The organism is Rhizobium sp. BR 315, assembly GCF_050577975.1.
Classification (GTDB): Bacteria; Pseudomonadota; Alphaproteobacteria; order Rhizobiales; family Rhizobiaceae; genus Rhizobium; species Rhizobium miluonense.
Window position 1 is genome coordinate 69,594 of sequence record NZ_JARWKZ010000009.1, and the last position, 23,121, is coordinate 92,714.

The 23,121-nt window shown below is 59.3% G+C and carries 18 protein-coding genes; 12 read left to right on the plus strand and 6 right to left on the minus strand.

Features of this window, described 5'->3' with window-relative positions; translation table 11 throughout:
• Positions 1-54 precede the first annotated feature (54 nt).
• The 6 genes from rho (at position 55) to QD409_RS12305 (ending at position 7,160) form a co-directional block, all read left to right on the plus strand.
• On the plus strand, positions 55-1,320 hold the full coding sequence (rho, locus tag QD409_RS12280) for a transcription termination factor Rho (protein WP_028753790.1): 1,266 nt from the start codon (positions 55-57) through the stop codon (positions 1,318-1,320).
• A 152-nt stretch (positions 1,321-1,472) separates the two neighbouring features.
• Complete coding sequence (mnmE, locus tag QD409_RS12285) at positions 1,473-2,792, plus strand: tRNA uridine-5-carboxymethylaminomethyl(34) synthesis GTPase MnmE (protein WP_092846594.1); 1,320 nt, start codon at positions 1,473-1,475, stop codon at positions 2,790-2,792.
• 108 nt (positions 2,793-2,900) lie between these two features.
• A complete protein-coding gene (gene mnmG / locus QD409_RS12290; protein ID WP_430762828.1) occupies positions 2,901-4,781 on the plus strand; it encodes a tRNA uridine-5-carboxymethylaminomethyl(34) synthesis enzyme MnmG in 1,881 nt (626 codons plus the stop codon).
• 27 nt (positions 4,782-4,808) lie between these two features.
• On the plus strand, positions 4,809-5,426 hold the full coding sequence (rsmG, locus tag QD409_RS12295) for a 16S rRNA (guanine(527)-N(7))-methyltransferase RsmG (RefSeq protein ID WP_430762829.1): 618 nt from the start codon (positions 4,809-4,811) through the stop codon (positions 5,424-5,426).
• Between the two features lie 21 nt (positions 5,427-5,447).
• Complete coding sequence (locus QD409_RS12300) at positions 5,448-6,245, plus strand: ParA family protein (protein ID WP_004127412.1); 798 nt, start codon at positions 5,448-5,450, stop codon at positions 6,243-6,245.
• A gap of 30 nt (positions 6,246-6,275) precedes the next feature.
• Positions 6,276-7,160 (plus strand): ParB/RepB/Spo0J family partition protein, encoded by an 885-nt coding sequence (locus QD409_RS12305; protein ID WP_092846470.1) that lies wholly within the window; start codon positions 6,276-6,278, stop codon positions 7,158-7,160.
• 22 nt (positions 7,161-7,182) lie between these two features.
• Here QD409_RS12305 and holA read toward each other — a convergent pair whose 3' ends face one another.
• Genes holA through leuS form a run of 3 tightly spaced genes read right to left on the minus strand, consistent with a single transcriptional unit; the run spans position 7,183 to position 11,375 of the window.
• Positions 7,183-8,220 (minus strand): DNA polymerase III subunit delta, encoded by a 1,038-nt coding sequence (gene holA, locus QD409_RS12310; RefSeq protein WP_430762830.1) that lies wholly within the window; start codon positions 8,218-8,220, stop codon positions 7,183-7,185.
• A gap of 13 nt (positions 8,221-8,233) precedes the next feature.
• Positions 8,234-8,755 (minus strand): hypothetical protein, encoded by a 522-nt coding sequence (locus tag QD409_RS12315; RefSeq protein ID WP_430762831.1) that lies wholly within the window; start codon positions 8,753-8,755, stop codon positions 8,234-8,236.
• Positions 8,745-11,375, minus strand: a complete 2,631-nt coding sequence (gene leuS / locus QD409_RS12320) for a leucine--tRNA ligase (RefSeq protein ID WP_430762832.1) — start codon at positions 11,373-11,375, stop codon at positions 8,745-8,747. The genes QD409_RS12315 and leuS overlap by 11 nt, the downstream gene beginning before the upstream one ends.
• Positions 11,376-11,574: 199 nt before the next feature.
• Here leuS and QD409_RS12325 point away from each other — a divergent pair, with 199 nt between their 5' ends.
• Positions 11,575-12,234, plus strand: a complete 660-nt coding sequence (locus tag QD409_RS12325; protein ID WP_430762833.1) for a YggS family pyridoxal phosphate-dependent enzyme — start codon at positions 11,575-11,577, stop codon at positions 12,232-12,234.
• A gap of 67 nt (positions 12,235-12,301) precedes the next feature.
• On the opposite strand, the gene QD409_RS12330 is transcribed toward QD409_RS12325, so the two are convergent.
• Positions 12,302-13,009, minus strand: coding sequence for a DUF1013 domain-containing protein (locus QD409_RS12330; protein WP_092846462.1), 708 nt, complete (start codon positions 13,007-13,009; stop codon positions 12,302-12,304).
• A gap of 224 nt (positions 13,010-13,233) precedes the next feature.
• Here QD409_RS12330 and acs point away from each other — a divergent pair, with 224 nt between their 5' ends.
• The gene (acs, locus tag QD409_RS12335) at positions 13,234-15,192 is read left to right on the plus strand and encodes an acetate--CoA ligase (RefSeq protein ID WP_430762834.1); all 1,959 of its coding nucleotides are present in this window, start codon (positions 13,234-13,236) and stop codon (positions 15,190-15,192) included.
• A gap of 130 nt (positions 15,193-15,322) precedes the next feature.
• Here acs and QD409_RS12340 read toward each other — a convergent pair whose 3' ends face one another.
• Positions 15,323-15,541: a DUF1674 domain-containing protein gene (locus QD409_RS12340; RefSeq protein WP_430762835.1), complete on the minus strand. Its 219-nt coding sequence runs from the start codon at positions 15,539-15,541 to the stop codon at positions 15,323-15,325.
• Between the two features lie 110 nt (positions 15,542-15,651).
• Between QD409_RS12340 and htpX the strand changes: the two genes are divergently transcribed.
• From htpX to purH, 4 genes are all read left to right on the plus strand, one after another.
• Positions 15,652-16,638, plus strand: coding sequence for a zinc metalloprotease HtpX (gene htpX / locus QD409_RS12345; protein ID WP_430762836.1), 987 nt, complete (start codon positions 15,652-15,654; stop codon positions 16,636-16,638).
• On the plus strand, positions 16,629-18,044 hold the full coding sequence (locus tag QD409_RS12350) for an RsmB/NOP family class I SAM-dependent RNA methyltransferase (RefSeq protein ID WP_430762897.1): 1,416 nt from the start codon (positions 16,629-16,631) through the stop codon (positions 18,042-18,044). Before htpX ends, QD409_RS12350 begins: the two co-directional genes overlap by 10 nt.
• Before the next feature lie 192 nt (positions 18,045-18,236).
• Complete coding sequence (locus QD409_RS12355) at positions 18,237-19,940, plus strand: heparinase II/III family protein (RefSeq protein WP_092846452.1); 1,704 nt, start codon at positions 18,237-18,239, stop codon at positions 19,938-19,940.
• Positions 19,941-20,035: 95 nt separating this feature from the next.
• Complete coding sequence (purH, locus tag QD409_RS12360) at positions 20,036-21,652, plus strand: bifunctional phosphoribosylaminoimidazolecarboxamide formyltransferase/IMP cyclohydrolase (RefSeq protein WP_430762837.1); 1,617 nt, start codon at positions 20,036-20,038, stop codon at positions 21,650-21,652.
• 66 nt (positions 21,653-21,718) lie between these two features.
• Here the strand turns inward: purH and QD409_RS12365 are convergent, their stop codons facing one another.
• Complete coding sequence (locus QD409_RS12365; protein WP_430762838.1) at positions 21,719-23,110, minus strand: MFS transporter; 1,392 nt, start codon at positions 23,108-23,110, stop codon at positions 21,719-21,721.
• Positions 23,111-23,121 lie beyond the last annotated feature (11 nt).

Genomic DNA, 23,121 nt, shown 5'->3' on the forward strand with positions numbered 1-23,121 from the left:
TCTGAATACGAGCAACATTGCCTTTCCCCTTCAAAAAAATGAGTAATTCCCTTCATGGCTGAAATGAAGCTTCAGGAACTGAAAAATAAATCCCCGACCGATCTCCTGGCCTTTGCCGAATCGCTCGAGGTCGAAAACGCCAGCACGATGCGCAAACAGGAATTGATGTTTGCCATCCTGAAGGTGCTCGCAAGCCAGGACGTGGAAATCATCGGCGAGGGCGTCGTCGAAGTTCTGCAGGACGGCTTTGGTTTCCTTCGCTCCGCTAACGCGAACTATCTTCCCGGTCCGGACGACATCTACATCTCTCCCTCCCAGATCCGCCGCTTCTCGCTGAAGACGGGCGACACGGTCGAGGGACCGATCCGCGGTCCGAAGGAAGGCGAGCGCTATTTCGCGCTGCTGAAAGTCAACACCATCAATTTCGACGATCCGGAAAAGATCCGTCACAAGGTCCACTTCGACAATCTGACGCCGCTCTATCCGAATGAGCGTTTCCGCATGGAACTCGACGTTCCCACCTCGAAGGATCTCTCTCCCCGCGTCATCGATCTGGTGGCGCCACTCGGCAAGGGTCAGCGCGGCCTGATCGTCGCTCCGCCCCGTACCGGTAAGACCGTTCTCCTGCAGAATATCGCTCATTCGATCACCGCCAATCATCCGGATTGCTACCTGATCGTGCTTCTGATCGACGAACGTCCGGAAGAAGTGACCGACATGCAGCGCTCCGTGCGCGGCGAAGTCATCTCCTCGACCTTCGATGAGCCGGCGGTTCGCCACGTGCAGGTCGCCGAGATGGTTATCGAAAAGGCCAAGCGCTTGGTCGAGCACGGGCGCGACGTTGTCATCCTCCTCGATTCCATCACCCGTCTCGGCCGCGCCTACAACACCGTCGTCCCTTCCTCCGGTAAGGTTCTGACTGGCGGTGTCGACGCCAACGCCCTGCAGCGCCCGAAGCGCTTCTTCGGCGCCGCCCGTAATATCGAAGAAGGCGGTTCGCTGACCATTATCGCGACGGCGCTCATCGATACTGGCAGCCGCATGGACGAAGTCATCTTTGAAGAATTCAAGGGCACCGGTAACTCGGAAATCGTTCTCGACCGCAAGGTCGCCGACAAGCGCATCTTCCCGGCTATGGATATCCTCAAGTCCGGTACGCGTAAGGAAGACCTGCTGGTGCCGCGTCAGGACCTGCAGAAGATCTTCGTTCTGCGCCGTATCCTCGCGCCGATGGGCACGACCGACGCGATCGAGTTCCTCATCGACAAATTGAAGCAAACGAAGAACAATCCGGATTTCTTCGAGTCGATGAATACGTAACTATTAGCTAGTTTTAGCGGCGTCTCTTTGAGAGAGACCGTGAAATGGTATGATCGGGTCGCTTAGTGCGGCCCGATTTTCATTTTGCGGAGTTCGATGAGCTCCTTGAACATGCAATCCGATCAGAATCGATTCGGAAGCGGATCAATTTTATGAACGCAGCGAACCAAACGATCTATGCTCTTTCCAGCGGCAGCCTTCCCGCCGGTGTCGCGGTTATTCGCATCAGCGGCAAGCAGGCGATGGCAGCCGTGGAATCGCTCGTGGGTTCCGTACCGGCGCCTCGTCATGCAGTATTGAAAACGATTCGGACTCGTAACGGTCTTATCCTCGACCGCGGTCTTGTTCTAACCTTTGCAGGTCCCGCTTCGTTTACGGGAGAAGACTGCGCTGAAATTCACGTTCATGGCGGCAAGGCTGTGGTCGCCTCGCTCTTGGCGGAGATCGCGACATTCGAGGACTGCCGCCTTGCTGAGCATGGTGAATTTTCACGGCGTGCCCTCGAAAATGGCAAAATGGACCTCGTAGAGGTCGAAGGTCTCGCCGATCTCATAAGCGCTGAGACGGAGATGCAGAGAAGGCTCGCTATGGAGCACGCCGCCGGCGGTCTGTCAGACCTGTACGAGAATTGGGCGGATCGTTTGACGCGAGCCCGTGCACTCATCGAAGCCGAACTCGATTTTGCCGATGAAGACGACGTGCCGGGCTCTGTTTCCGACCTCGTATGGGCCGACATGGAACGGCTTCATTCGGAACTGGCGACGCATCTGTCTGGGGCGGACTTTGGCGAGATCGTCAGAGACGGATTGCGGATCGTTATTGCCGGCCCGCCCAATGCCGGCAAGTCCAGCCTATTGAACGCTCTGGCGAAGCGCGAGGTGGCGATCGTCACCGATATCGCCGGAACAACACGCGATGTCCTGCATGTGGATCTCAACATTGAAGGATACGCCGTCAGGCTCTACGATACGGCCGGTCTAAGGGAGACGGATGAGATCGTTGAGCGCGAGGGAATTCGGCGAGCGCTGAAGACGGTGGCGGATGCCGATATGGTTCTTTCACTTGCCGAGATCGGTGAGCCCGCTCAAACTGATTTTGTCGGCTTCACCGGCAAGGTCTTTAAGCTAGGCACGAAAGCGGATGTTCACGGAACCGCGCCGGGCGATTATGATTTGCTTATCTCATCGACGTCGGGTGCCGGGCTGAAGGAACTACATCAGCTTATCATCAAGGATCTGCAGGATCGCTCCTCCTCCCTCTCGCTTGCCCTCCCCAGTCGCTTGCGTCATCGGGTGCTCCTCACCGAGAGTCTAGGTGCATTGAGCGCAGCAATTGAATCAGAGAGCCTGGGTCTCGATATCAGGGCGGAGCAGTTACGGCTAAGCGCCAACAGCCTCGGTCGAATAACTGGCCGGGTCGATGTCGAAGATCTATTGGATGTGATTTTCTCCGAGTTTTGCATCGGCAAATGATTCACGTGAAACACGTCATTGGACGTGACCGGAGAACGTTTCACGTGAAACCTTCTTGACTCCAGAAATTGATGTGCCAAACAAACGGCTTCATCGAGGATCGCAATCATGCTCGACAATATTTATGATGTAGTCGTCGTAGGTGGTGGCCATGCAGGCAGTGAGGCCGCTGCCGCTGCTGCGCGTCTGGGCGCTCGCACAGCGCTCGTCACGCATAAGCGCGCCACCATCGGCGTCATGTCTTGTAACCCCGCCATCGGCGGTCTTGGCAAGGGTCATCTAGTCCGCGAGATCGATTCCCTAGATGGGCTTATGGGCCGCATCGCCGATGCGGCCGGCATACAATTCAGGATGCTCAATCGCAAGAAGGGTCCAGCGGTCCGCGGTCCGCGAACGCAGGCCGACCGTAAGCTCTATCGACTTGCGATGCAGGCCGAGATCGAGGAAACGGCAAATCTCGAAGTCATTGAAGGTGATGCGTTCGATCTGGCGATTGAACATGGACGTGTCTCGGCTGTCACCTTAAAGGACGGCAGGGTGATCCGCTGCGGTGCGGTTGTTTTGACAACGGGCACCTTTCTTCGTGGGCTCATTCATATTGGTGATAAAAAGATTCCAGCCGGCCGTGTGGGTGAAGAGCCATCCATCGGGCTTTCGGGGACTCTGCTGCGTTATGGTCTGGCGCTCGGCCGCTTGAAAACCGGCACGCCGGCACGCCTTGATGGCTCGACGATCGATTGGGACTCCGTCGGCAGGCAAGGTGCGGATGAGGATCCGACACCCTTCTCCTTTATGACTGATTCTATCGTGAATCCTCAGGTCGAGTGTGGCGTGACCCGTACGACGCCGGAGACACACAAAATCATCGCCGATAACCTGAGGCGATCTGCGATGTATTCCGGGCAGATCGAGGGTGTCGGCCCGCGCTATTGTCCGTCCATTGAGGATAAGATCGTCAAGTTCGGCGAGCGCGACGGTCATCAGATTTTTCTGGAGCCAGAGGGCCTCGACGATACGACGATCTACCCGAACGGCATTTCGACCTCCCTCCCCGAGGATGTACAGGACGCCTTCATCAGAACCATTCCGGGCCTGGAACGAGTTCGAATCCTGCAATGTGGTTACGCGATCGAATATGATCACGTCGATCCGCGCGAGTTGAAATTGTCCCTGGAAGTGGAGAAGATCCCGGGCCTTTTCCTGGCCGGTCAGATTAACGGCACCACCGGCTATGAAGAAGCGGGTGCGCAAGGCCTCGTTGCTGGCCTGAATGCAGCGCGCCTGGCGTCTGGCGGCGAAGCCGTCGAGTTCAGCCGTACCGAATCCTATATCGGCGTAATGATCGACGATCTGACCTCGCGTGGGGTTGCTGAACCTTACCGTATGTTCACCTCGCGGGCCGAGTACCGCCTATCGCTCCGGGCCGATAATGCAGATGTGCGCCTGACGCCGATTGGCCTCGCGATTGGCTGTGTCAATAGCGCGCGCGCATCTCGCTTTAGCCGCTACATGGAGAATCTGGAGCAGACGAGAGCGCAGTTGAAGGAATTGACGATTACGCCGAGTGAGGTCGAAAAAGTCGGTATGCACCTGAACAAGGATGGTCAGCGGCGTTCGGCTTATGAGCTATTGTCTCATCCAGGCCAGTCGATCAAGACGCTTTCGAAGCTTTGGCCGGAGCTGGAAACGATAGAGCGTGGCGTGACGGAAGCCATCGAGATCGAAGCCGCCTATGCCGTCTATATGGATCGGCAGACCGCGGATATCGTTCAAGCCAGAAAGGAAGAAGAGCGCGTGATTCCTATGGAATTCGATTTCACCGTCCTCTCCGGACTGTCTAATGAATTGAAGCAGAAGTTGACGATGGCTCGCCCGAAGAATATCGCCCAGGCGTCTCGTATCGACGGAATGACCCCAGCAGCTATCTCGTTGCTTCTGGCGCATCTGCGGAAGCTCGGTGCTTCGGAAGAGCGCAAGCTGGTTTCCTAAGACTACAAGGTTTGAGAGTCTAAATTTATGGAATTGAACGGTGTACGTGTTTCACGTGAAACACAGGAGCGGCTGCAGCACTTTGCGGAGCTATTCCAGAAGTGGGCGAAGACGATCAATCTCGTAGCGCCGTCGACGATTGGCGATCTTTGGAGCCGGCATATTGCGGATAGCGCCCAGATTTTCCAGCTTCAGCCGAAAACGAATCACTGGGTCGATCTGGGCAGCGGTGGCGGTTTTCCGGGCATTATAACGGCGATTCTGTTGGCGGAACGGGGCGCCGGCCATGTTGATCTGGTGGAGAGCAATCAGAAAAAGGCAGCCTTTCTGCGGGTTTGTCTGCGCGAATGCGAAGCGCGTGGCGCTGTTCATGCGATCCGGATCGAGGAGGCGCCTGCAGTTATCCAACATTGTGATACGATTTCGGCGCGTGCGCTCGCTGAACTTGATTTGCTGCTGGACTATTCTGCGCCTTGGCTGGAGCGCAATAAGAATCTGCGCCTATTGTTGCATAAAGGCCGGGATTACGAGCGCGAGCTCCAGAAAGCCCGTGGTCGTTGGGAATTCGATCTGGTAAAACATCGAAGTGTCGTCGAGCGAGATTCCGTCATTTTGGAACTGAGTGGTATTCGGCACCTGATTTAACCGAAATTGGATGTGCGGCAGATGATCGGCGAGCGAAACCGGATTATTACCATCGCAAATCAGAAGGGCGGCGTTGGCAAGACAACGACCGCGATCAATTTGGCTACGGCGCTTGCCGCTATAGGCGAGCGCGTATTGATCGTCGATCTTGACCCGCAGGGTAACGCAAGTACCGGCCTGGGTATTGAGCGGCGCGATCGGAAACAGTCATCTTATGATCTCCTGGCCGGAACGCATACGATTCTGGAAACGGTGCTCGAAACCGCTGTTCCGAATCTCTTCATCGTGCCGTCGACCATGGACTTGCTCGGCGTCGAGATGGAAATTGCGCAGCAGCCTGACCGGGTGTTTCGCCTGCGGCGTGCGCTCAATAGCCCGGACGCTCTCTCCTTCTCCTACATTCTGGTCGATTGCCCACCCTCTTTCAATTTGCTTACAATGAATGCCATGGCAGCCGCGCACTCGGTGCTGGTGCCGTTGCAGTGCGAGTTCTTTGCTCTGGAAGGTCTTAGCCAGTTGCTCGAGACGGTCGATCAGGTTCGACGCACGGTCAATCCTTCGCTCGACATTCAGGGCATCGTTCTAACGATGTTTGATTCCCGAAACAATCTTGCGCAACAAGTAGTGAGCGATGTTCGCACCCATCTTGGTGAGAAGGTCTACCATACGTTGATTCCACGCAACGTACGCGTGTCTGAGGCGCCGTCTTACGGCAAGCCTGCGATTCTCTATGATCTGAAATGTGCGGGCAGCCAGGCTTATCTGCAATTGGCCTCGGAAGTGATTCAGCGGGAGCGGCAGCGCAAGGCTGCAGCCTGACATAGTTTTGTTCCAGAGTGAGTATCGGTGATGAATGATGATCTTTCGAAACGGCGTCTTGGGCGTGGATTAGCGGCTCTCATCGGTGAGATGGATCAGCCGACGCCCGTGGAAGCAGGAAGGCCGACCGTCAATCCGGACCGCCTGGTGCCGATCGAATTCATCTCGCGCAATCCGCGCAATCCCCGCCGTTATTTCGACGAAACCGAGCTGCATGACCTCGCCAGTTCCATACGGCAGCATGGTATCGTACAACCGGTCGTCGCTCGCACGGTCTCGGTAGATCGTTATGAGATCATTGCCGGTGAAAGACGCTGGCGTGCCGCGCAACTGGCAGGCCTCATCGAGATCCCCGTTATCGTTCGGGATGTCGATGACAAGACCGCGCTGGAAATTGCCATCGTCGAGAATGTTCAGCGTGCCGACCTCAATCCACTAGAAGAGGCGCTTGGATACGAGCAGTTGATCGCCGAGCACGGCTATACGCAGAACGATCTCGGCGAGATCATCGGCAAGAGCCGTAGCCATGTTGCCAACTCTCTCCGTCTGCTGAAGTTGCCTGATCCTGTGCGCGACATGCTTGCCGCCGGCAGCTTGTCCGCTGGCCACGCACGCGCGCTAGTCTCGACATCAGACCCGGCCGGTTTAGCCCGTACGATCGTCTCCAAGGGCATGTCCGTTCGTGATGCCGAGCGATTGGCGCAGAATGACATCAAGGCGCAAAACGACCCTCGCCCGGCCGGCGCGCATAGGGATGAGAAGGATTCCGATACGCTGGCGCTCGAACGCACGCTTTCGGATACGCTCGGGCTGGATGTGTCGATCAACCACCGAGGCAATGGCGGCCAGGTTAGGATATCCTATAAGACGCTGGAACAGCTTGAAGAAATCTGCCGCCTGCTGGAGCGGCGTTGAGCTCAGTCATTACGCGTAAAAATCAGCTCTTGCGGGCTGATTGCAGCGTTGTTGCCAGAAGAGTTTGCGTGGCGATGGTCTCTTCGAGACTGGCACGCTGCCGCGTCTGAAGAATGGCGGATTGCAGCCTGTTCATTTCGCGAGAGATGGCAGGCGCCGACCAGCTTTTGAGCGCTTGTTCAATGATTGGCTTGCGACGAAAATGCAGGTGGCGCCCGAGCGTCTGCATCACCTGGGCTGGTGCCAATCGCTTCTCATCCATTTCGGCCCGCATCGTGTCAAGCAGTTGAAATTGCTTCAGGCATCCCTGCAGCACGAGAAACATCGGCGTTTTCGAAGAAGCGATCTTCTGCATGGCACGCAGGAACCCTTCAGAGTCGCCTTTTAGGATAGCGTCGACGGCATCATCGGCGGAAATGGCGCTGGCGTCGCCAATAATGTCGAGGACATGCTCTTCCTCGATGGTGCTCTGCCCCCGGCAATAAAGCGCAAGCTTGCGTACTTCGTTGCGTGACGCAATACGATCTCCTCCGAGAAGCTCCAGGAGGGACTGGCGGGCTGCCGGCGTGATGCGCAGGCCTTCATTTGTTAGTTCAATGTCGATCAGGCCGTTAAGAGCTCTGATATCGTCGGCATAACAGGGAATGGTTGCGATCGCGCGGGCCGGTTCGGCGACCTTGCGTAGGCCCGATCCCTTCTTGAGATCGCCGGCCTCGATGATGATAAAGCTCGCATCCGGGGGTGTTTCGGAGATGATCTGAAGCGAATCGACCAGAGCCTTTTCGTTGGCGGCGCCACGAATCCAGACGAGTTTCTCGCCACCGAAGAGCCCGATGGCGTTGACCTCGTCAAGAAGGCGACCCGCATCGTTCTGCAGATCACCAACATCGAGTTTTATCAGAGAAAAAGCGTCGCTCAGATCGACGCCGGTCTTGGCGGCGATCTGAGCGGCACGCTCCGAAACAAGGCCTCGATCCGGGCCGTATATAACGAAAAGCCGGTAGTTGCGCGCGGCATTTTGGAGGAATCCGTCAAATTCGTGAGACTTGATTTCCGCCATGCCGGGCTCTTATTCAGCGGCTGAGTGCAGCAGCGATGTCGGCAGCCACCATCTGGGCAACTTCGCGGGCAGCACGATCTTCCGAGTTGAGGATTGCGCGATACTTGCCGAATTCCTGTGTTGGGAAATCGATGAGCGAGGTCACAGAACGGCTGCCAGATTTCAGCACCTTACCGGTGCCGGCCTCCTTGAGTACGAAGGAGGCTGTAACAGTCGTGCGGCCAGCTCCCGACGTATCGGATGATGGGAGATAGAGGACCCCGGCTACACTTGAACCGGCGCTCAGATCGACAGTGTACCTCGGTGTCTTTGTCTCGCCGCCACCGCGCCCGGCGATAAAGATCAGCTGGTTGCGAACTTCCTGTCCGACACGCGAGCCGGCATCGGAGAAGGAGACCTCCGACAGCTTCTGTGTCACGCCAGTGCTGATGGCATAGAGCGGCTTGACCTGGCAGGAAGACAGAAGACCGGCAACAGCCGCCAGAGACGCGACGCCGGCTATGCGGGCGAACTTGAAAAGACTATCAGACGACAATGTTCACGATCCTCTGTGGAACGACGATGATCTTCTTTGGCGCCTGATCATTCAATGCGCTTTTGACAGCATCCAGGGCGAGCACGGCCTGTTGCACCGCATTCTGATCTGCATCGCGCGCGATTGTCAATTCAGCTCGCTTCTTGCCGTTGATCTGAACGGGATAGACGATCTCGTTTTCTATGACGAGGGCCTCGTCATAGACCGGCCACGAGCTGGTGGCGATCATATTGCTATTGCCGAGCACCGCCGAGCATTCCTCGGCCAGATGCGGCGTGATCGGAGCAACCAGCGCAATGAGGATCTCGACGGCTTCGCGGACAGCGGAGCGGTAGGTGGCATCGGCCTGACCTGCCGCCACCTTGCTCAGTGGCGCCGCCAGCGCATTGACGAATTCGTAGATGCGCGCCACGGCCTTGTTGAAGGCGAGCTTGTCATAGTCACCCTGAACCGCCTTCAGCGTGCGATGTGCGATCTGCGAAATCGCCAGTGCTTCACCTTCCTTAGCCGGAGTCGATTCGGCCGATTTCAGAGCGTCGGCTGCCTCGGAGACGAGGCGCCACATGCGCTGCGTGAAACGATGCGCGCCTTCGACACCGGCTTCGGACCAGATGACGTCGCGATCGGGCGGCGAATCGGAAAGCACGAAGAAGCGCGCCGTATCGGCACCATAAGACGCGATGATATCATCGGGATCGACGACATTCTTCTTCGACTTCGACATCTTCTCGATCGAGCCGATGGTGATGTCCTCGCCATTCGACAGCAACGTGGCGCGGCGCTGGCCGTCCAATTCCTCGATGCGGATATCGGCCGGCGACACCCATTCGCGTGTCAAGCCATTGCTGCGGCTATAGGTTTCATGCACCACCATGCCCTGGGTGAACAGTCCCTTGAAGGGCTCCTTCACATCGAGATGGCCGGTTTCCCGCATGGCGCGGGTGAAGAAGCGTGAATAGAGCAGGTGCAGGATCGCGTGCTCGATGCCGCCGATATACTGGTCGACGGGCAGCCAGTGGTTGGCCGCGGCCTGATCCGTCGGCTGGTTTTCCCAAGGCGCGGTGAAGCGGGCGAAATACCAACTCGAATCAACGAAGGTATCCATCGTGTCCGTTTCACGGCGGGCATCCTTGCCGCATTGCGGGCAGGCGACATGACGCCAGGTGGCGTGGCGATCAAGCGGATTACCCGGCTGGTCGAAGGTGACGTCGTCCGGCAGCTTGACCGGCAAATCCTTCTTCGGCACCGGCAGCACGCCGCAATCGTCGCAATGGATGACTGGGATCGGGCAGCCCCAATAGCGCTGACGGGAAATGCCCCAGTCGCGCAGGCGGAAATTCACCTTGCGCTCGGCCTGTGGTGCATTGCCGAGGCTCGTGTCCGACAACTTCGTGGCCACAGTCTCGAAGGCTTCTTCGATGCTCATGCCGTCGAGGAAACGGGAGTTGATCATGATGCCGTCACCGTCATAGGCGACGTCGCCGATGCAGAAGCTTGCGGCATCGCCGTCCTTCGGCATGACGACGGGCACGACTGGCAGGTCGTATTTGCGGGCGAAATCCAGGTCGCGCTGGTCGCCGGACGGGCAGCCGAAGATGGCGCCTGTGCCATAGTCCATCAACACAAAATTGGCGATGTAAACAGGCAGCTCCCAGGACGTGTCGAAGGGATGGCGGACGCGAATACCGGTGTCCATGCCCCTTTTCTCGGCGGTCTCCAGGGCAGCCACCGAAGTGCCGGCGCGGCGGCATTCCTCGCAGAAGGCTTCGATGGCTGGATCCTTGGCTGCAGCTTCCTTGGCAAGCGGATGGTCGGCCGAGATCGCCAGGAAGGATGCGCCGAACAGCGTGTCGGGACGGGTCGTATAGACTGTGATCTCGCGATCGCTATTGGGAGCGGTTTCCGGCACGATTTCCCAGCGAACAGTCAGACCCTCGGAGCGGCCGATCCAGTTCTTCTGCATCAGCCGCACTTTTTCTGGCCAATGGTCCAGCGTATCCAGGGCGTCAAGCAGTTCCTGGCTGAACTCGGTGATCTTGAAGAACCACTGCGTCAGTTCGCGCTGCTCGACGAGAGCGCCGGAACGCCAGCCGCGCCCGTCGATGACCTGCTCGTTGGCGAGAACGGTGTTGTCGACCGGGTCCCAGTTGACCTTGGACTTCTTGCGGTAGACCAGGCCCTTCTCCATCATGTCGATGAAAAGCATCTGCTGGCGATGATAGTAATCGACGTCGCAGGTCGCGAATTCGCGGCTCCAGTCGAGCGACAGGCCCATGGCCTTCAGCTGCGTCCGCATCGAAGCGATGTTCTGGTAGGTCCACTCTTTCGGATGCACCTTATTGTCACGGGCGGCGTTTTCCGCCGGCATGCCGAAGGCGTCCCAGCCCATCGGATGCAGCACATTATAGCCGCGGGCGCGTTTATAGCGGGCAACGACATCGCCCATGGCGTAGTTGCGCACGTGGCCCATATGGATGCGGCCCGAAGGATAGGGAAACATCTCTAGAACGTAGTATTTCTCACGCGGATCGGCGTTGTCGGTAACGAAGACCTTGTCTTCGTTCCATTTCTGCTGCCAACGGGGCTCGGCGTCGCGCGGATTATAACGTTCGATAGTCATCTGATCTTGTATTCCGGAAAATCATGGGGAGTCAGGCGTGACCTTCACCACGAAACCACCCAAGCGTCAAGTTTAGCGGGTGCAGCAAGTGCCCAATCTTGCAAAGCAAAGCCGGATTCAGGCGCATTCGCCCTTGGCAAAGCCTGCGAGCCTCATTACTGCAAAGTTTGAGAAGCAAGCGAAATATCGAGGCGAAAAGATGGAACTTCAAGAGCGCCTGAACGAAGTCCGTTCTCATATCGCGGCGGCTGAACGCCAGGCCGGCCGAAAAGCCGGTTCCGTGCAGCTTGTTGCCGTGTCCAAGACCTTCGATGCCAATCAGATCCGGCCGGCGATTTCGGCCGGTCAGCGCGTGTTCGGCGAAAACCGTGTGCAGGAGAGCCAGGGCAAGTGGCCGGAGTTGAAGGCTGAAACGCCCGGGATCGAGCTGCATCTGATCGGGCCGCTGCAGTCGAACAAGGCGGCCGATGCTGTGGCGCTGTTCGACGTCATCGAGACTGTTGACCGGGAGAAGATCGCGCGCGCCCTCGCCGATGAAATGAAGCGGCAGGACAAGGCCGTCAGGCTCTATGTGCAGGTCAATACCGGTCTGGAGTCGCAAAAGGCCGGCATTACCCCTGACGATACGGTCGCTTTCGTCGATTTGTGCCGCAACGAGCTCGGGCTTTCGATCGAGGGTCTGATGTGCATTCCGCCGGCGGACGAAAATCCGGGGCCGCATTTTGCCCTGCTCGCCAAGCTTGCTCAGCAAGCGGGTGTCGAGAAGCTCTCTATGGGCATGTCGAGCGACTATGAAATCGCCGTCGCCTTCGGCGCGACAAGCGTTCGCGTCGGCTCGGCGATCTTCGGAGCCAGATAGGCGAGGTCAAAACAAAAAGCCCCGGTCGGAAACCAGGGCTTTGAAATTCGTGAAGATCGACCGGATCTTAGAACTGGTCGTCGTCCTCGTCGTCGCGCGTGGTCGACTTCAGCGACTTGAGCTTGGCGAAAACGGCGTCCGCATCGATTTCCTTTTCCTTCGGCTCGTCACGCTCATAGCTGAAGCCGAGCTTCTCGGTTTCCTGAGCAGGTTGCAGCGTCGCGCCGAGTTCGGCAGCGGTCGGCAGCGGACGGCCCTTGGCGGCCTTTTCGACTTCCATGTCGAGGTCGATCTGGCTGCAGAGGCCGAGCGTTACCGGATCCATCGGCGCCAAGTTGGCCGAGTTCCAGTGCGTGCGGTCACGGATCTGCTCGATGGTCGACTTGGTGGTGCCGACGAGACGGGAAATCTGCGCATCCTTCAGTTCCGGATGGTTGCGCACCAGCCACAGGATGGCGTTCGGACGGTCCTGACGCTTGGAGACCGGCGTGTAGCGCGGGCCGCGGCGCTTGGATTCCGGCACGCGAACCTTCGGCTCGGAAAGCTTCAGCTTGTGGTTTGGGTTGGCTTCGGCACGGGCGATTTCGTCACGGGTCAGCTGGCCGGTCGAGATCGGGTCGAGGCCCTTGATGCCCTGCGCTGCTTCGCCATCGGCAATGGCCTTCACTTCGAGCGGATGCAGCTTGCAGAACTGCGCGATCTGGTCGAATGACAAGGCTGTATTGTCGACAAGCCAGATGGCAGTTGCCTTCGGCATGAGCAATTGTTGAGCCATGGATATAGTCCTTCTGTCAGTCCGCGCCGGTGTCGCGGTCCGGGGTGTAACACCACAATGTCCGGGAAATACGGCTCTATATAGCGATAGTGTCGCGGAATTGCAATTCTTTGCGTATGAAATGCACTTTGTCCAATTGCTGTCGTAGTTTGACCTGCTATTGATTGCACGCAAAGCGCACCGATAATCGCAGGTCGGGGTGTAAGGATTTCAAGGAGGAGACTATGTCGGAAAAGATTCATCCCGTGACGAAATCGGTCAAGGAACATGCCTTGATCGATGAGGCGAAGTACCAGAAATGGTATCAGCAGAGCGTCGAGGATCCCGACAAATTCTGGGGCAAGCATGGCAAGCGTATCGACTGGTTCAAGCCCTACACCAAGGTGAAGAACACGTCGTTTATCGGCAGGGTCTCGATCAAATGGTTCGAGGATGGCGTGACGAACGTCTCCTACAATTGCATCGACCGTCATCTGAAGAAGCATGGCGATCGGGTTGCCTTCATCTGGGAAGGCGACAATCCGTATATCGACAAGAAGGTCACCTACAACGAGCTCTACGACCAGGTCTGCCGGCTGGCGAACGTCCTGAAGAAGCACGGCGTCAAGAAGGGTGATCGCGTCACCATCTACATGCCGATGATCCCGGAAGCGGCCTATGCCATGCTCGCCTGCGCCCGCATCGGCGCGGTGCATTCCGTCGTCTTCGGCGGCTTTTCGCCCGAAGCGCTGGGCGGCCGCATCGTCGATTGCGAATCCACCTTCGTCATCACCTGCGACGAAGGCGTTCGCGGTGGTAAATCCGTTCCCCTGAAGGACAACACCGACACGGCGATCCAGATCGCCGCCAAGCAGAAGGTTGCCGTCAAGAATGTTCTCGTCGTGCGCCGCACCGGCGGCAAGATCGCCTGGGAAGCCGGCCGCGATCTCTGGTATCACGAGGAAACCGCCAAGGCGAAGCCGAATTGTCCGCCGGCAAAGATGAAGGCCGAAGATCCGCTCTTCATCCTCTACACTTCCGGTTCGACCGGCAAGCCGAAGGGCGTGCTGCATACCACGGCCGGCTATCTCGTCTATGCGGCGATGACGCATGAGTATACATTCGACTATCACCCCGGCGATATCTACTGGTGCACGGCCGATGTCGGCTGGGTCACTGGCCACTCCTACATCGTCTATGGGCCGCTCGCGAATGCTGCCACCTCGCTGATGTTCGAAGGCGTGCCGAACTACCCGGATCAGGGCCGCTTCTGGGATGTCATCGACAAGCACAAGGTCAATATCTTCTACACAGCGCCGACGGCGATCCGCTCGCTGATGGGTGCCGGCGATCATTTCGTCAAGCGCGCCTCGCGCTCCAGCCTGCGCCTGCTCGGTACGGTCGGCGAACCGATTAATCCGGAAGCATGGGAATGGTATTACAAGGTGGTCGGCGACAGCCGCTGCCCGATCGTCGATACCTGGTGGCAGACGGAAACCGGCGGTCACATGATCACGCCGCTTCCGGGCGCGACGGATCTGAAGCCTGGCTCAGCGACCCTGCCCTTCTTTGGCGTGCAGCCGCAGTTGGTGGACAATGAAGGCAACGTGCTGGAAGGCGCCACCGACGGCAATCTCGTCATCGCCGACAGCTGGCCGGGCCAGATGCGCACGGTCTATGGCGACCACGAGCGCTTCATCCAGACCTACTTTTCCACCTACAAGGGCAAGTACTTCACCGGCGACGGCTGCCGTCGCGATGAGGATGGCTATTACTGGATCACCGGCCGCGTCGACGACGTGCTCAATGTATCGGGCCACCGTCTCGGTACAGCTGAAGTCGAATCGGCGCTTGTTTCGCACAGCCAAGTGTCGGAGGCGGCTGTCGTCGGCTATCCGCATTCGATCAAGGGCCAGGGCATCTATTGCTATGTGACGCTGATGGTCGGCCAGGAAGGTTCGGATGCGCTGCGGCAGGAGCTGGTGAAACACGTTCGCGCCGAAATCGGCCCGATCGCCTCGCCGGACAAGATCCAGTTCACGCCCGGCCTGCCGAAAACCCGCTCCGGCAAGATCATGCGGCGCATCCTGCGCAAGATCGCCGAGGACGATTTCGGCGCGCTCGGTGATACCTCGACGCTCGCCGATCCGGCTGTCGTCGATGACCTCATCGCCAACCGCCAGAACAGGGCGGATGCTGCTTGATGTTTCAAGGCGCCGTGTCGATGGGTGCGGCGCCTTTTTAAAGTATTTTCGGAAGTTCGAGCACTTACTGCTCACCTCTGGATCGCGCATCTAAAATGCGTCTGGCATGAGATTTTTCGGCCGTTACCTCTTAAAAATCGATCGCTCTGCCATTGATTTCCCAGTCGCCGAAGCGGGCGGGGTCTGCGCCGCCGCGGCCGCCGGTTTCGGGGGGCAGGTCGGCTTGGGCCTGCGCCTGGCGGCGCTCCTCGGCTTCGGCAAGGGCGCGTTTGGCGGCAGGGGAAAGCGGCTTGCGGATGATTTCACCGGCTTCGGTTTCGATTTTATTGTCGTTATCTGCTGTTTGCATGGTCTCGCATGACCTCCGAAATATTGAAATGAGGGGAGGAATAGCCAAATCATAATGCGTCCGGCCACAAAGAAAAAGGTTTGGGCGACATATGTGTTGGAGACCCCTCGATGAATCTCATGCGCACCGCGATGCTGCTCGCCTTCATGACCGCCCTTTTCATGGGTGTTGGCTATCTGATCGGCGGTCAGTCTGGCATGTTGATCGCATTTGTCGTCGCTGCCGGCATGAATTTCTTTTCCTACTGGAATTCGGACCGAATGGTGCTTTCCACCTATGGTGCGCAGGAGGTGGATGAGCGCAGCGCTCCGGAATTCTACCGTATCGTCCGCGATCTCGCTCGCAATGCCGGCCTGCCGATGCCGAAGGTCTATCTCTACGACAGCCCACAGCCGAATGCTTTCGCGACGGGCCGCAATCCGGAAAATGCCGCCGTAGCTGCTTCCACCGGTCTGCTACATGCGTTGACGCCAGAGGAGGTGGCCGGCGTGATGGCGCACGAGCTGGCCCATGTGCAGAACCGCGACACGCTGACCATGACGATTACGGCGACGCTTGCCGGCGCCATATCCATGCTCGGCAATTTCGCCTTCTTCTTCGGTGGTCGCCGCGACAACAACAATCCGCTCGGCATGGTTGGCGTCTTGGTGGCGATGATCGTCGCGCCTCTGGCGGCGATGCTGGTGCAGATGGCGATCAGCCGCACGCGCGAATACTCCGCCGACCGCCGCGGCGCAGAAATTTGCGGCAACCCGCTTTGGCTGGCCTCGGCGCTCGGCAAGATCGCCCGCGGTGCGGAGCATATTCCGAATGAAGAGGCCGAGGGCCATCCAGCAACGGCGCATATGTTCATTATCAATCCGCTGTCGGGTGAACGCATGGACAATCTGTTCTCGACCCATCCGAACACGGAAAACCGCATCGCGGCGCTGCATGACATGGCTCGTTATGGCGGTGGCAGCGCCTCGCCCATGGCGCCATCTGCGGGCTTTGGCTCGACGGGACCGGTCTTGACTGCTAATCCGGAGCGGAAATCGCGCTCCGTGCCGAATACGGGTCGCGGTGGTTCGCAACCGCCGAAGGGTCCCTGGTCTTGAGTTCTGACACGAAAAACAAAGCTTTCAACAAAGACGGAAAGAGATCCGGCAAGAGGCCGACTGATTCCAGATTGCATGATTCGGCGCCGGCGAAGCCAGGTTTTGCGGCGCGCGCCGCTGCGACGAAGATCCTTGCCGCCGTCATCGATCGCAAGACGCCGCTCGACGGCATGCTGGATGCTGAAGGCGGCAACCCTGCCTACAAGGCGCTTGGCGAAAGCGACCGGGCGCTCGTGCGCGCCATCCTCAACAGCGCGCTGCGGCATCTGCCGCGTATCGAGGCGACGATATCGTCCCTGCTCGATTCGCCGCTGCCGGAAGGCGCTCGCGCGCTCCATCATGTACTTGTCGTTGGTGCCGCACAGATGCTGTATCTCGATGTGCCTGACCATTCTGCCGTCGATCTTGCCGTCGAGCAGGCCAACCGCGATCCCCGCAATCGCCGCTTTGCCAAGCTGGTCAATGCCATTCTCCGCCGCATTGGCAGGGAGAAGCAGGACATTCTCGAGCAGGTCGCGCGCGTGCCCGCGATGCCGGCCTGGTTTCTCACCCGCCTGGAGGCCGCCTATGGCGCTTCGGCCGCGCTCAAAATTTCCCAGACGCAGCTCGAGCCAGCGGCAATCGATCTTACAGTAAAATCCGACGCGGAAGGCTGGGCGAAACGGCTCAACGGCGTGGTTCTGCCGACCGGTGGGGTGCGGCTCGCCGCCTTCGAGGGATCCATCCCATCGCTCGAGGGTTTCGGTGAAGGCGAATGGTGGGTGCAGGATGCAGCTGCCAGCATTCCGGCTAAGCTCTTCGGCCCGCTGGCCGACAAGCGGGTCGTCGATCTCTGTGCGGCCCCTGGCGGCAAAACGGCGCAGCTCATTCTCGCAGGCGCCAAGGTCACGGCTCTCGACCAGTCTGCCAACCGGCTGAAAAGATTGTCCGGCAATCTGGCGCGCCTCGGTTTCGAGGCTGAAACCGTCGTCGCCGACATGAGTAAATATCGGCCCGACGAACTATTCGATGCCGCTCTTCTCGATGCGCCCTGCTCCTCGACCGGGACCACGCGCCGCCATCCCGATGTGCTCTGGACCAAGGGCCTGGAGGATATCGCCAAGCTTGCCGGCCTGCAGGAGCGGCTGCTTCGTCACGCCCTGACGTTGGTCAAGCCCGGCGGCCTCGTGGTCTTCTCCAACTGCTCGCTCGATCCAGAGGAGGGCGAAGATCTCGTTGCTCGTCTTCTTGCCGATACCGACAGCGTCGAGCGGGTTCCGATCGCGGCGGGCGACTGGCCGGGCCTCGAAGCGGCGATTTCACCGCTCGGTGCCTTCCGCACCACGCCTGACATGCTGACGCTTGCCGATGGTTTTGCCTCCGGCCTGGACGGCTTCTACGCAGTCGTTCTTCGGCGCCTTTCATAGAGTATTTCCAGGAAAAGTGCGCCGCGGTTTTCCGGCCGGAATGCGTGCGAAACAAGAAGAGAGAGTGCTTTCGCGATTCGAAGAACAGCGGAATCGCGATAGTCGTGGTTTCCACAGGCTTTCGGGAATAGGTCAAAAGACGGTAACCTGTTCTTAATTGGTATATTTGTAACCTCTTTTTAACTACGGGTAATGAGAGTAAGCAGAAGCAAATATGCAGGTCTGCGGCAGGGTTTTGTGAGTTCATACATGCGGGAAGCATGGCGGCGGATGTCTCGCCGCGCGGCGTTGACGCGATTGCGTCTCACCCGCCACACGATGCGTGTGCCGGAACGCCTCATCGTGGCGCCGACGGATCTCCGTAGCATCGATCCTTTTTTTGTCGAGGAACTTTTGAACGGCCGCATCCTGCTGGCCGGCAGGGTTCTCGAAACGCAAGGCGCCTCCCCTTTCTCGCTAGAGCTGCCGTCACGGGCGTTTGCGGCGCGGCTGCACAATTTTCGCTGGCTGCGGCATCTGCGCGCTGAGAAGAGCGACCAGGCCTCGGCCATGGCGCGCTCCGTCCTCACGGATTGGATTGCCGTTCACGGTCGCCGTCTTCATGGGCTTGCCTGGGCACCCGATATCGCCGCACAGCGGCTCATTGCTCTCCTGTCGCATTCACCCGTGCTTCTGCACGGCACGGATAGCGGCTTCTATCGCCGTTTTATGCGCGTGCTTGTGCTCCATGTCCGCTTTTTGCGCCGGATGGCGTCGTCGGCGCGGGATGGCACGACCCGTTTTCGTGTGCGCATCGCGCTTGCGATGTCGTCGGTTGCCATGCCGAACGGTGCCTTAGCGGTGAAGCGGGCGGGTCAGGCGCTCGATCGTGAAATCGACCGGCAAATCTTGGCAGACGGCGGCCACATCTCCCGCAATCCGAGGGTATCGCTGGAGCTGCTGCTCGATCTGCTGCCTCTGCGTCAGACCTACGTCAATCTCGGCCACGACGTGCCGATACGGCTCATTCCCGGCATCGATCGCATGTATCCCGCGCTGCGCTTCTTCCGGCATCAGGATGGCGATCTGGCACTTTTCAACGGCGCAACATCGACGCTTGCCAATGAACTCATGTCTGTGCTGCGCTACGACGAAACGGCGGGGCAGATCTTCAAGGCGCTGCCGCACACGAAATATCACCGGTTGGCCGCCGGCCAGGCCGTCGTCATCATCGATGCCGGCGCTCCTGCCTCGGCCGATCTAAGCCGCACGGCGCATGCGGGCTGTCTCTCCTTCGAAATGTCGTCGGGCAAGACGCGCTTCATCATCAATTCCGGATCGCCGGAATTTGCCGGCGACCGCTACGTGCAGGCCGCGCGGGCGACCGCTGCGCATTCGGCCGTCGCGCTCAACGACACGTCGTCGTCTCAGTTCTCCAAATCCAAGCATTTGGGGCCGATCATGGTCGGCGGCGTGAAGAAGGTTATCATCGAGCGCGCCGAGACCGAGGACGGGCGCGACTATGTCAGAGCCGCGCATGACGGTTATCTCTCGACTTTCGGCTATGTTCACGAGCGCGAGCTGAGCCTCAACGCCAAAGGCACTATCCTGGCCGGCCGCGACCGCTTCTTCGTGCCGGAGGGCAGGAAGCAGGCGCCGAAGGGCGACGGCATCGCCTCGGCGCGCTTCCATATCCATCCCTCCATCAGCCTGCTGCAGACCGAGACGGATTCTGCCCTGCTGATCGCGCCCGATGGCGAGACCTGGGTCTTCTCCTCGCCCGGCAACGAGGTGCTGGTGGCAGAAGATATCTTCTTTGCCGATCCCTCGGGCATGCGCTCTTCCGATCAGCTCGAGATCGTCTTCCGGATTACCGAAAAGCCGGAAATCCGCTGGTTTTTGTCCCATCGGCCATAGGCTAAGCGCGTCAGCTATGCTAACGGGGCGGCATCATCGTCCCGCGCCATTTCCGCCGGACGTGTCATCTCCCTATGCTAGACCGGAGAAAGCCCATGGCCGTCGTTTCCAAGAAAATCCCCGCTCCCGACAAGGTGAAGGTAAAAACCGCGCTTCTGTCCGTCTTCGACAAGACCGGCATCGTCGAGTTGGCGCGCGCGCTCAGCGAACAGGGCGTGCGCCTGCTGTCGACAGGCGGCACGCATAAGGCGATTGCCGCGGCTGGCCTTGCCGTCACCGACGTATCCGAAGTGACGGATTTTCCGGAGATCATGGACGGCCGGGTCAAGACGCTGCATCCGAAGGTACATGGCGGCCTGCTCGCCATCCGCGACGATGCCGAGCATCAGGCGGCTATGAAGGAGCACGGCATCGAGGCCATCGACCTTGCCGTTATCAACCTCTACCCCTTCGAGGACGTTCGCAAGGCCGGCGGCGATTACCCGACGACGGTCGAGAATATCGATATCGGCGGCCCGGCGATGATCCGCGCTTCGGCCAAGAACCATGCCTATGTGACGACACTCACGGATCCCGCTGATTATGCCGAGCTGCTGGCCCAACTGTCTGCCGATGCCGGACAGACGAGCTACGATTTCCGCAAGCGCATGGCCGCCAAGGCCTTTGCCCGCACGGCTGCCTATGATGCGATGATCTCCAACTGGTTTGCCGAAGCGCTCGATATCGCCGCGCCGCGCCACCGCGTCATCGGCGGCGTCCTGCGCGAGGAGATGCGCTACGGCGAAAACCCGCACCAGAAGGCCGCCTTCTACGTGACAGGCGAAAATCGCCCGGGCGTTTCCACGGCAACGCTGCTCCAGGGCAAACAGCTTTCGTACAACAACATCAACGATACCGATGCGGCTTATGAACTCGTTGCCGAGTTCCTCCCGGAAAACGGGCCGGCCTGCTCGATCATCAAGCACGCCAACCCCTGCGGCGTTGCCACCGGCCCGAGCCTCGTGGAGGCCTATAAGCGGGCTCTTGCCTGCGATTCCGTCTCGGCCTTCGGCGGCATCATCGCGCTGAACAGCCTGCTCGATGCGGAAACCGCCGAGGAGATCGTCAAGCTCTTCACCGAAGTCATCATTGCGCCCGACGTCACCGAGGAAGCCAAGGCGATCATCGCTCGCAAGCCGAACCTTCGCCTGCTTTCGGTCGGCGCCCTGCCCGATCCGCGCGCTGCCGGCCTGACCGCAAAGACCGTTTCCGGCGGCCTGCTGGTCCAGAACCGCGACAACGCATTGGTCGAGGATATGGAGCTCAAGGTTGTCACCAAGCGTGCGCCTACGGCACAGGAGCTGGAAGACATGAAGTTTGCCTTCCGCGTCGCCAAGCATGTGAAGTCGAATGCCGTTGTTTACGCCAAGGACGGCCAGACGGCGGGTATCGGCGCGGGACAGATGAGCCGTGTCGATTCAGCCCGGATCGCTGCCATCAAGGCCGAGGAAGCCGCCAAGGCCATAGGGCTTGCCGAGCCGCTGACCCGCGGTTCTGCCGTCGCCTCCGAAGCCTTCCTGCCTTTCGCGGACGGTCTGCTTTCGGCGATTGCCGCAGGCGCCACGGCGGTCATCCAGCCAGGCGGCTCGATGCGCGATCAGGAGGTCATCGACGCGGCCAACGAGCACAATGTCGCGATGGTCTTTACCGGCGTGCGCCACTTCCGCCATTGATCGGCGGATATACGCGATTGCAAAATCTTATATCCCGGCTGGTTCGCCCGCCGGGATTTTCTTTGCCTATTTTGACACCCTATCGGCCGGATAGGGTGTCGGCAGCAAAAGCAAGAGGCCGCCGGCAAGGAAGATGACGAGCGTCGCCATGCCGAGGCGGGCCGAGCCGCTCCAGTAGGTTACCAGCGAGAAGAACAGCGTCGCCATGAAGCTGGTGGCGCGGCCCGAGAGTGCATAAATGCCGAAATAGCGCCCGGCTTCCGAGAGGCTGACGCTGCGGGCGAGATAAGAGCGCGAGGAGGCCTGTACGGGGCCGAAGGCGATGCCGATCAAGAGGCCATAGCCGATATAGGCTTTCTCCGCCGCGGTGCCGAACAGACCGCCGGAACTGACCGTCGAGAGCGGGACAAGGCCGAAAAGCGTGAAGCCCGGTCCAGTCGAGAGGATGCCGAAAGTGGCGACGAGCAGCAGCGTCAGGCTGATCATGACCGTCGTCTTCGAGCCCAGCCAGCGGTCGACATAGCCGGCGGCGAAGCACCCGAAAATGGCGATGACATTGAGGATGATGCCGTAGATGCCGATCTCGATCGTCGCCCAGCCGAACATGCCTGCCGCAAAGGTGCCACCGAGGATCAGCAGGCCGTTGACGCCATCCTGATAGACCATGCGGGCGATGAGGAAGAGGCTGATGCCGCGTCGGCGCTTCAGCTCGCCCAAGGTCATGGTGAGTTCGTGCAGGCCCGAGCGAACGGCGGCACGAAGCGGCAGGCCGCGGGCGGCGTCGGGCGTGAAGAAGAACATCGGCAAGATGAAGAGAAAGTACCAGACGGCGGAAATCGGCCCAGTGATGCGCGCGTCCTCACCGAGCGTGGCATCGAGGCCGAAGAGCGGCGTCAGGCCGAGAATGGTCTTGCCGGTCTGCGGATTGCCGGCGAGCAGCGCAACGACAGTGATCAGCACGATCATGCCGCCGAGATAGCCGAGCCCCCAGGCTGCATTCGACAGCCTACCGACATCATCCTTGCCGACCAGCCGCGGCATCATGGAATCGTTAAAGACGATCGAGAATTCGGCCGAGATCGAAGCCAGGATCATGAAGATTACCGGATAGACCACCGGCGATCCGGGTGCGGCGCCCCAGAGGCAGAAGAGGCTGGCGATCTTGATGACGGCGAAGAAGGCGATCCACGGTTTGCGAGCACCGGATTGATCCGCGATCGAGCCGAGGACCGGCGAGAGGATGGCGATGATCACCGAGGAGATCGTCGCCATGTTGCTCCATGTCGTCTGTGCGGAGATCGGATCGGTCGTCAGTCGCGCGACGAAATAGGGGCCGAAGATGAAGGTGGTGACGACGGTGAAGAACGGCTGGGCCGCCCAGTCGAAGAACATCCAGCCCCAGATGCCTCGTGCCGGCACTTTTGCCGGCACGCCATTGTCAATTTCAGTCGTCACCAAGTTCAGCCCCT

What these genes read in the sequence shown, in the direction of transcription:
- rho (WP_028753790.1), top strand. Translation starts at nt 55, where the DNA reads ATGGCTGAAATGAAGCTTCAGGAACTGAAAAATAAATCCCCGACCGAT.
- mnmE (WP_092846594.1), top strand. Translation starts at nt 1,473, where the DNA reads ATGAACGCAGCGAACCAAACGATCTATGCTCTTTCCAGCGGCAGCCTT.
- mnmG (WP_430762828.1), top strand. Translation starts at nt 2,901, where the DNA reads ATGCTCGACAATATTTATGATGTAGTCGTCGTAGGTGGTGGCCATGCA.
- rsmG (WP_430762829.1), top strand. Translation starts at nt 4,809, where the DNA reads ATGGAATTGAACGGTGTACGTGTTTCACGTGAAACACAGGAGCGGCTG.
- QD409_RS12300 (WP_004127412.1), top strand. Translation starts at nt 5,448, where the DNA reads ATGATCGGCGAGCGAAACCGGATTATTACCATCGCAAATCAGAAGGGC.
- QD409_RS12305 (WP_092846470.1), top strand. Translation starts at nt 6,276, where the DNA reads ATGAATGATGATCTTTCGAAACGGCGTCTTGGGCGTGGATTAGCGGCT.
- holA (WP_430762830.1), bottom strand. Translation starts at nt 8,220, where the DNA reads ATGGCGGAAATCAAGTCTCACGAATTTGACGGATTCCTCCAAAATGCC.
- leuS (WP_430762832.1), bottom strand. Translation starts at nt 11,375, where the DNA reads ATGACTATCGAACGTTATAATCCGCGCGACGCCGAGCCCCGTTGGCAG.
- QD409_RS12325 (WP_430762833.1), top strand. Translation starts at nt 11,575, where the DNA reads ATGGAACTTCAAGAGCGCCTGAACGAAGTCCGTTCTCATATCGCGGCG.
- QD409_RS12330 (WP_092846462.1), bottom strand. Translation starts at nt 13,009, where the DNA reads ATGGCTCAACAATTGCTCATGCCGAAGGCAACTGCCATCTGGCTTGTC.
- acs (WP_430762834.1), top strand. Translation starts at nt 13,234, where the DNA reads ATGTCGGAAAAGATTCATCCCGTGACGAAATCGGTCAAGGAACATGCC.
- QD409_RS12340 (WP_430762835.1), bottom strand. Translation starts at nt 15,541, where the DNA reads ATGCAAACAGCAGATAACGACAATAAAATCGAAACCGAAGCCGGTGAA.
- htpX (WP_430762836.1), top strand. Translation starts at nt 15,652, where the DNA reads ATGAATCTCATGCGCACCGCGATGCTGCTCGCCTTCATGACCGCCCTT.
- QD409_RS12355 (WP_092846452.1), top strand. Translation starts at nt 18,237, where the DNA reads ATGAGAGTAAGCAGAAGCAAATATGCAGGTCTGCGGCAGGGTTTTGTG.
- purH (WP_430762837.1), top strand. Translation starts at nt 20,036, where the DNA reads ATGGCCGTCGTTTCCAAGAAAATCCCCGCTCCCGACAAGGTGAAGGTA.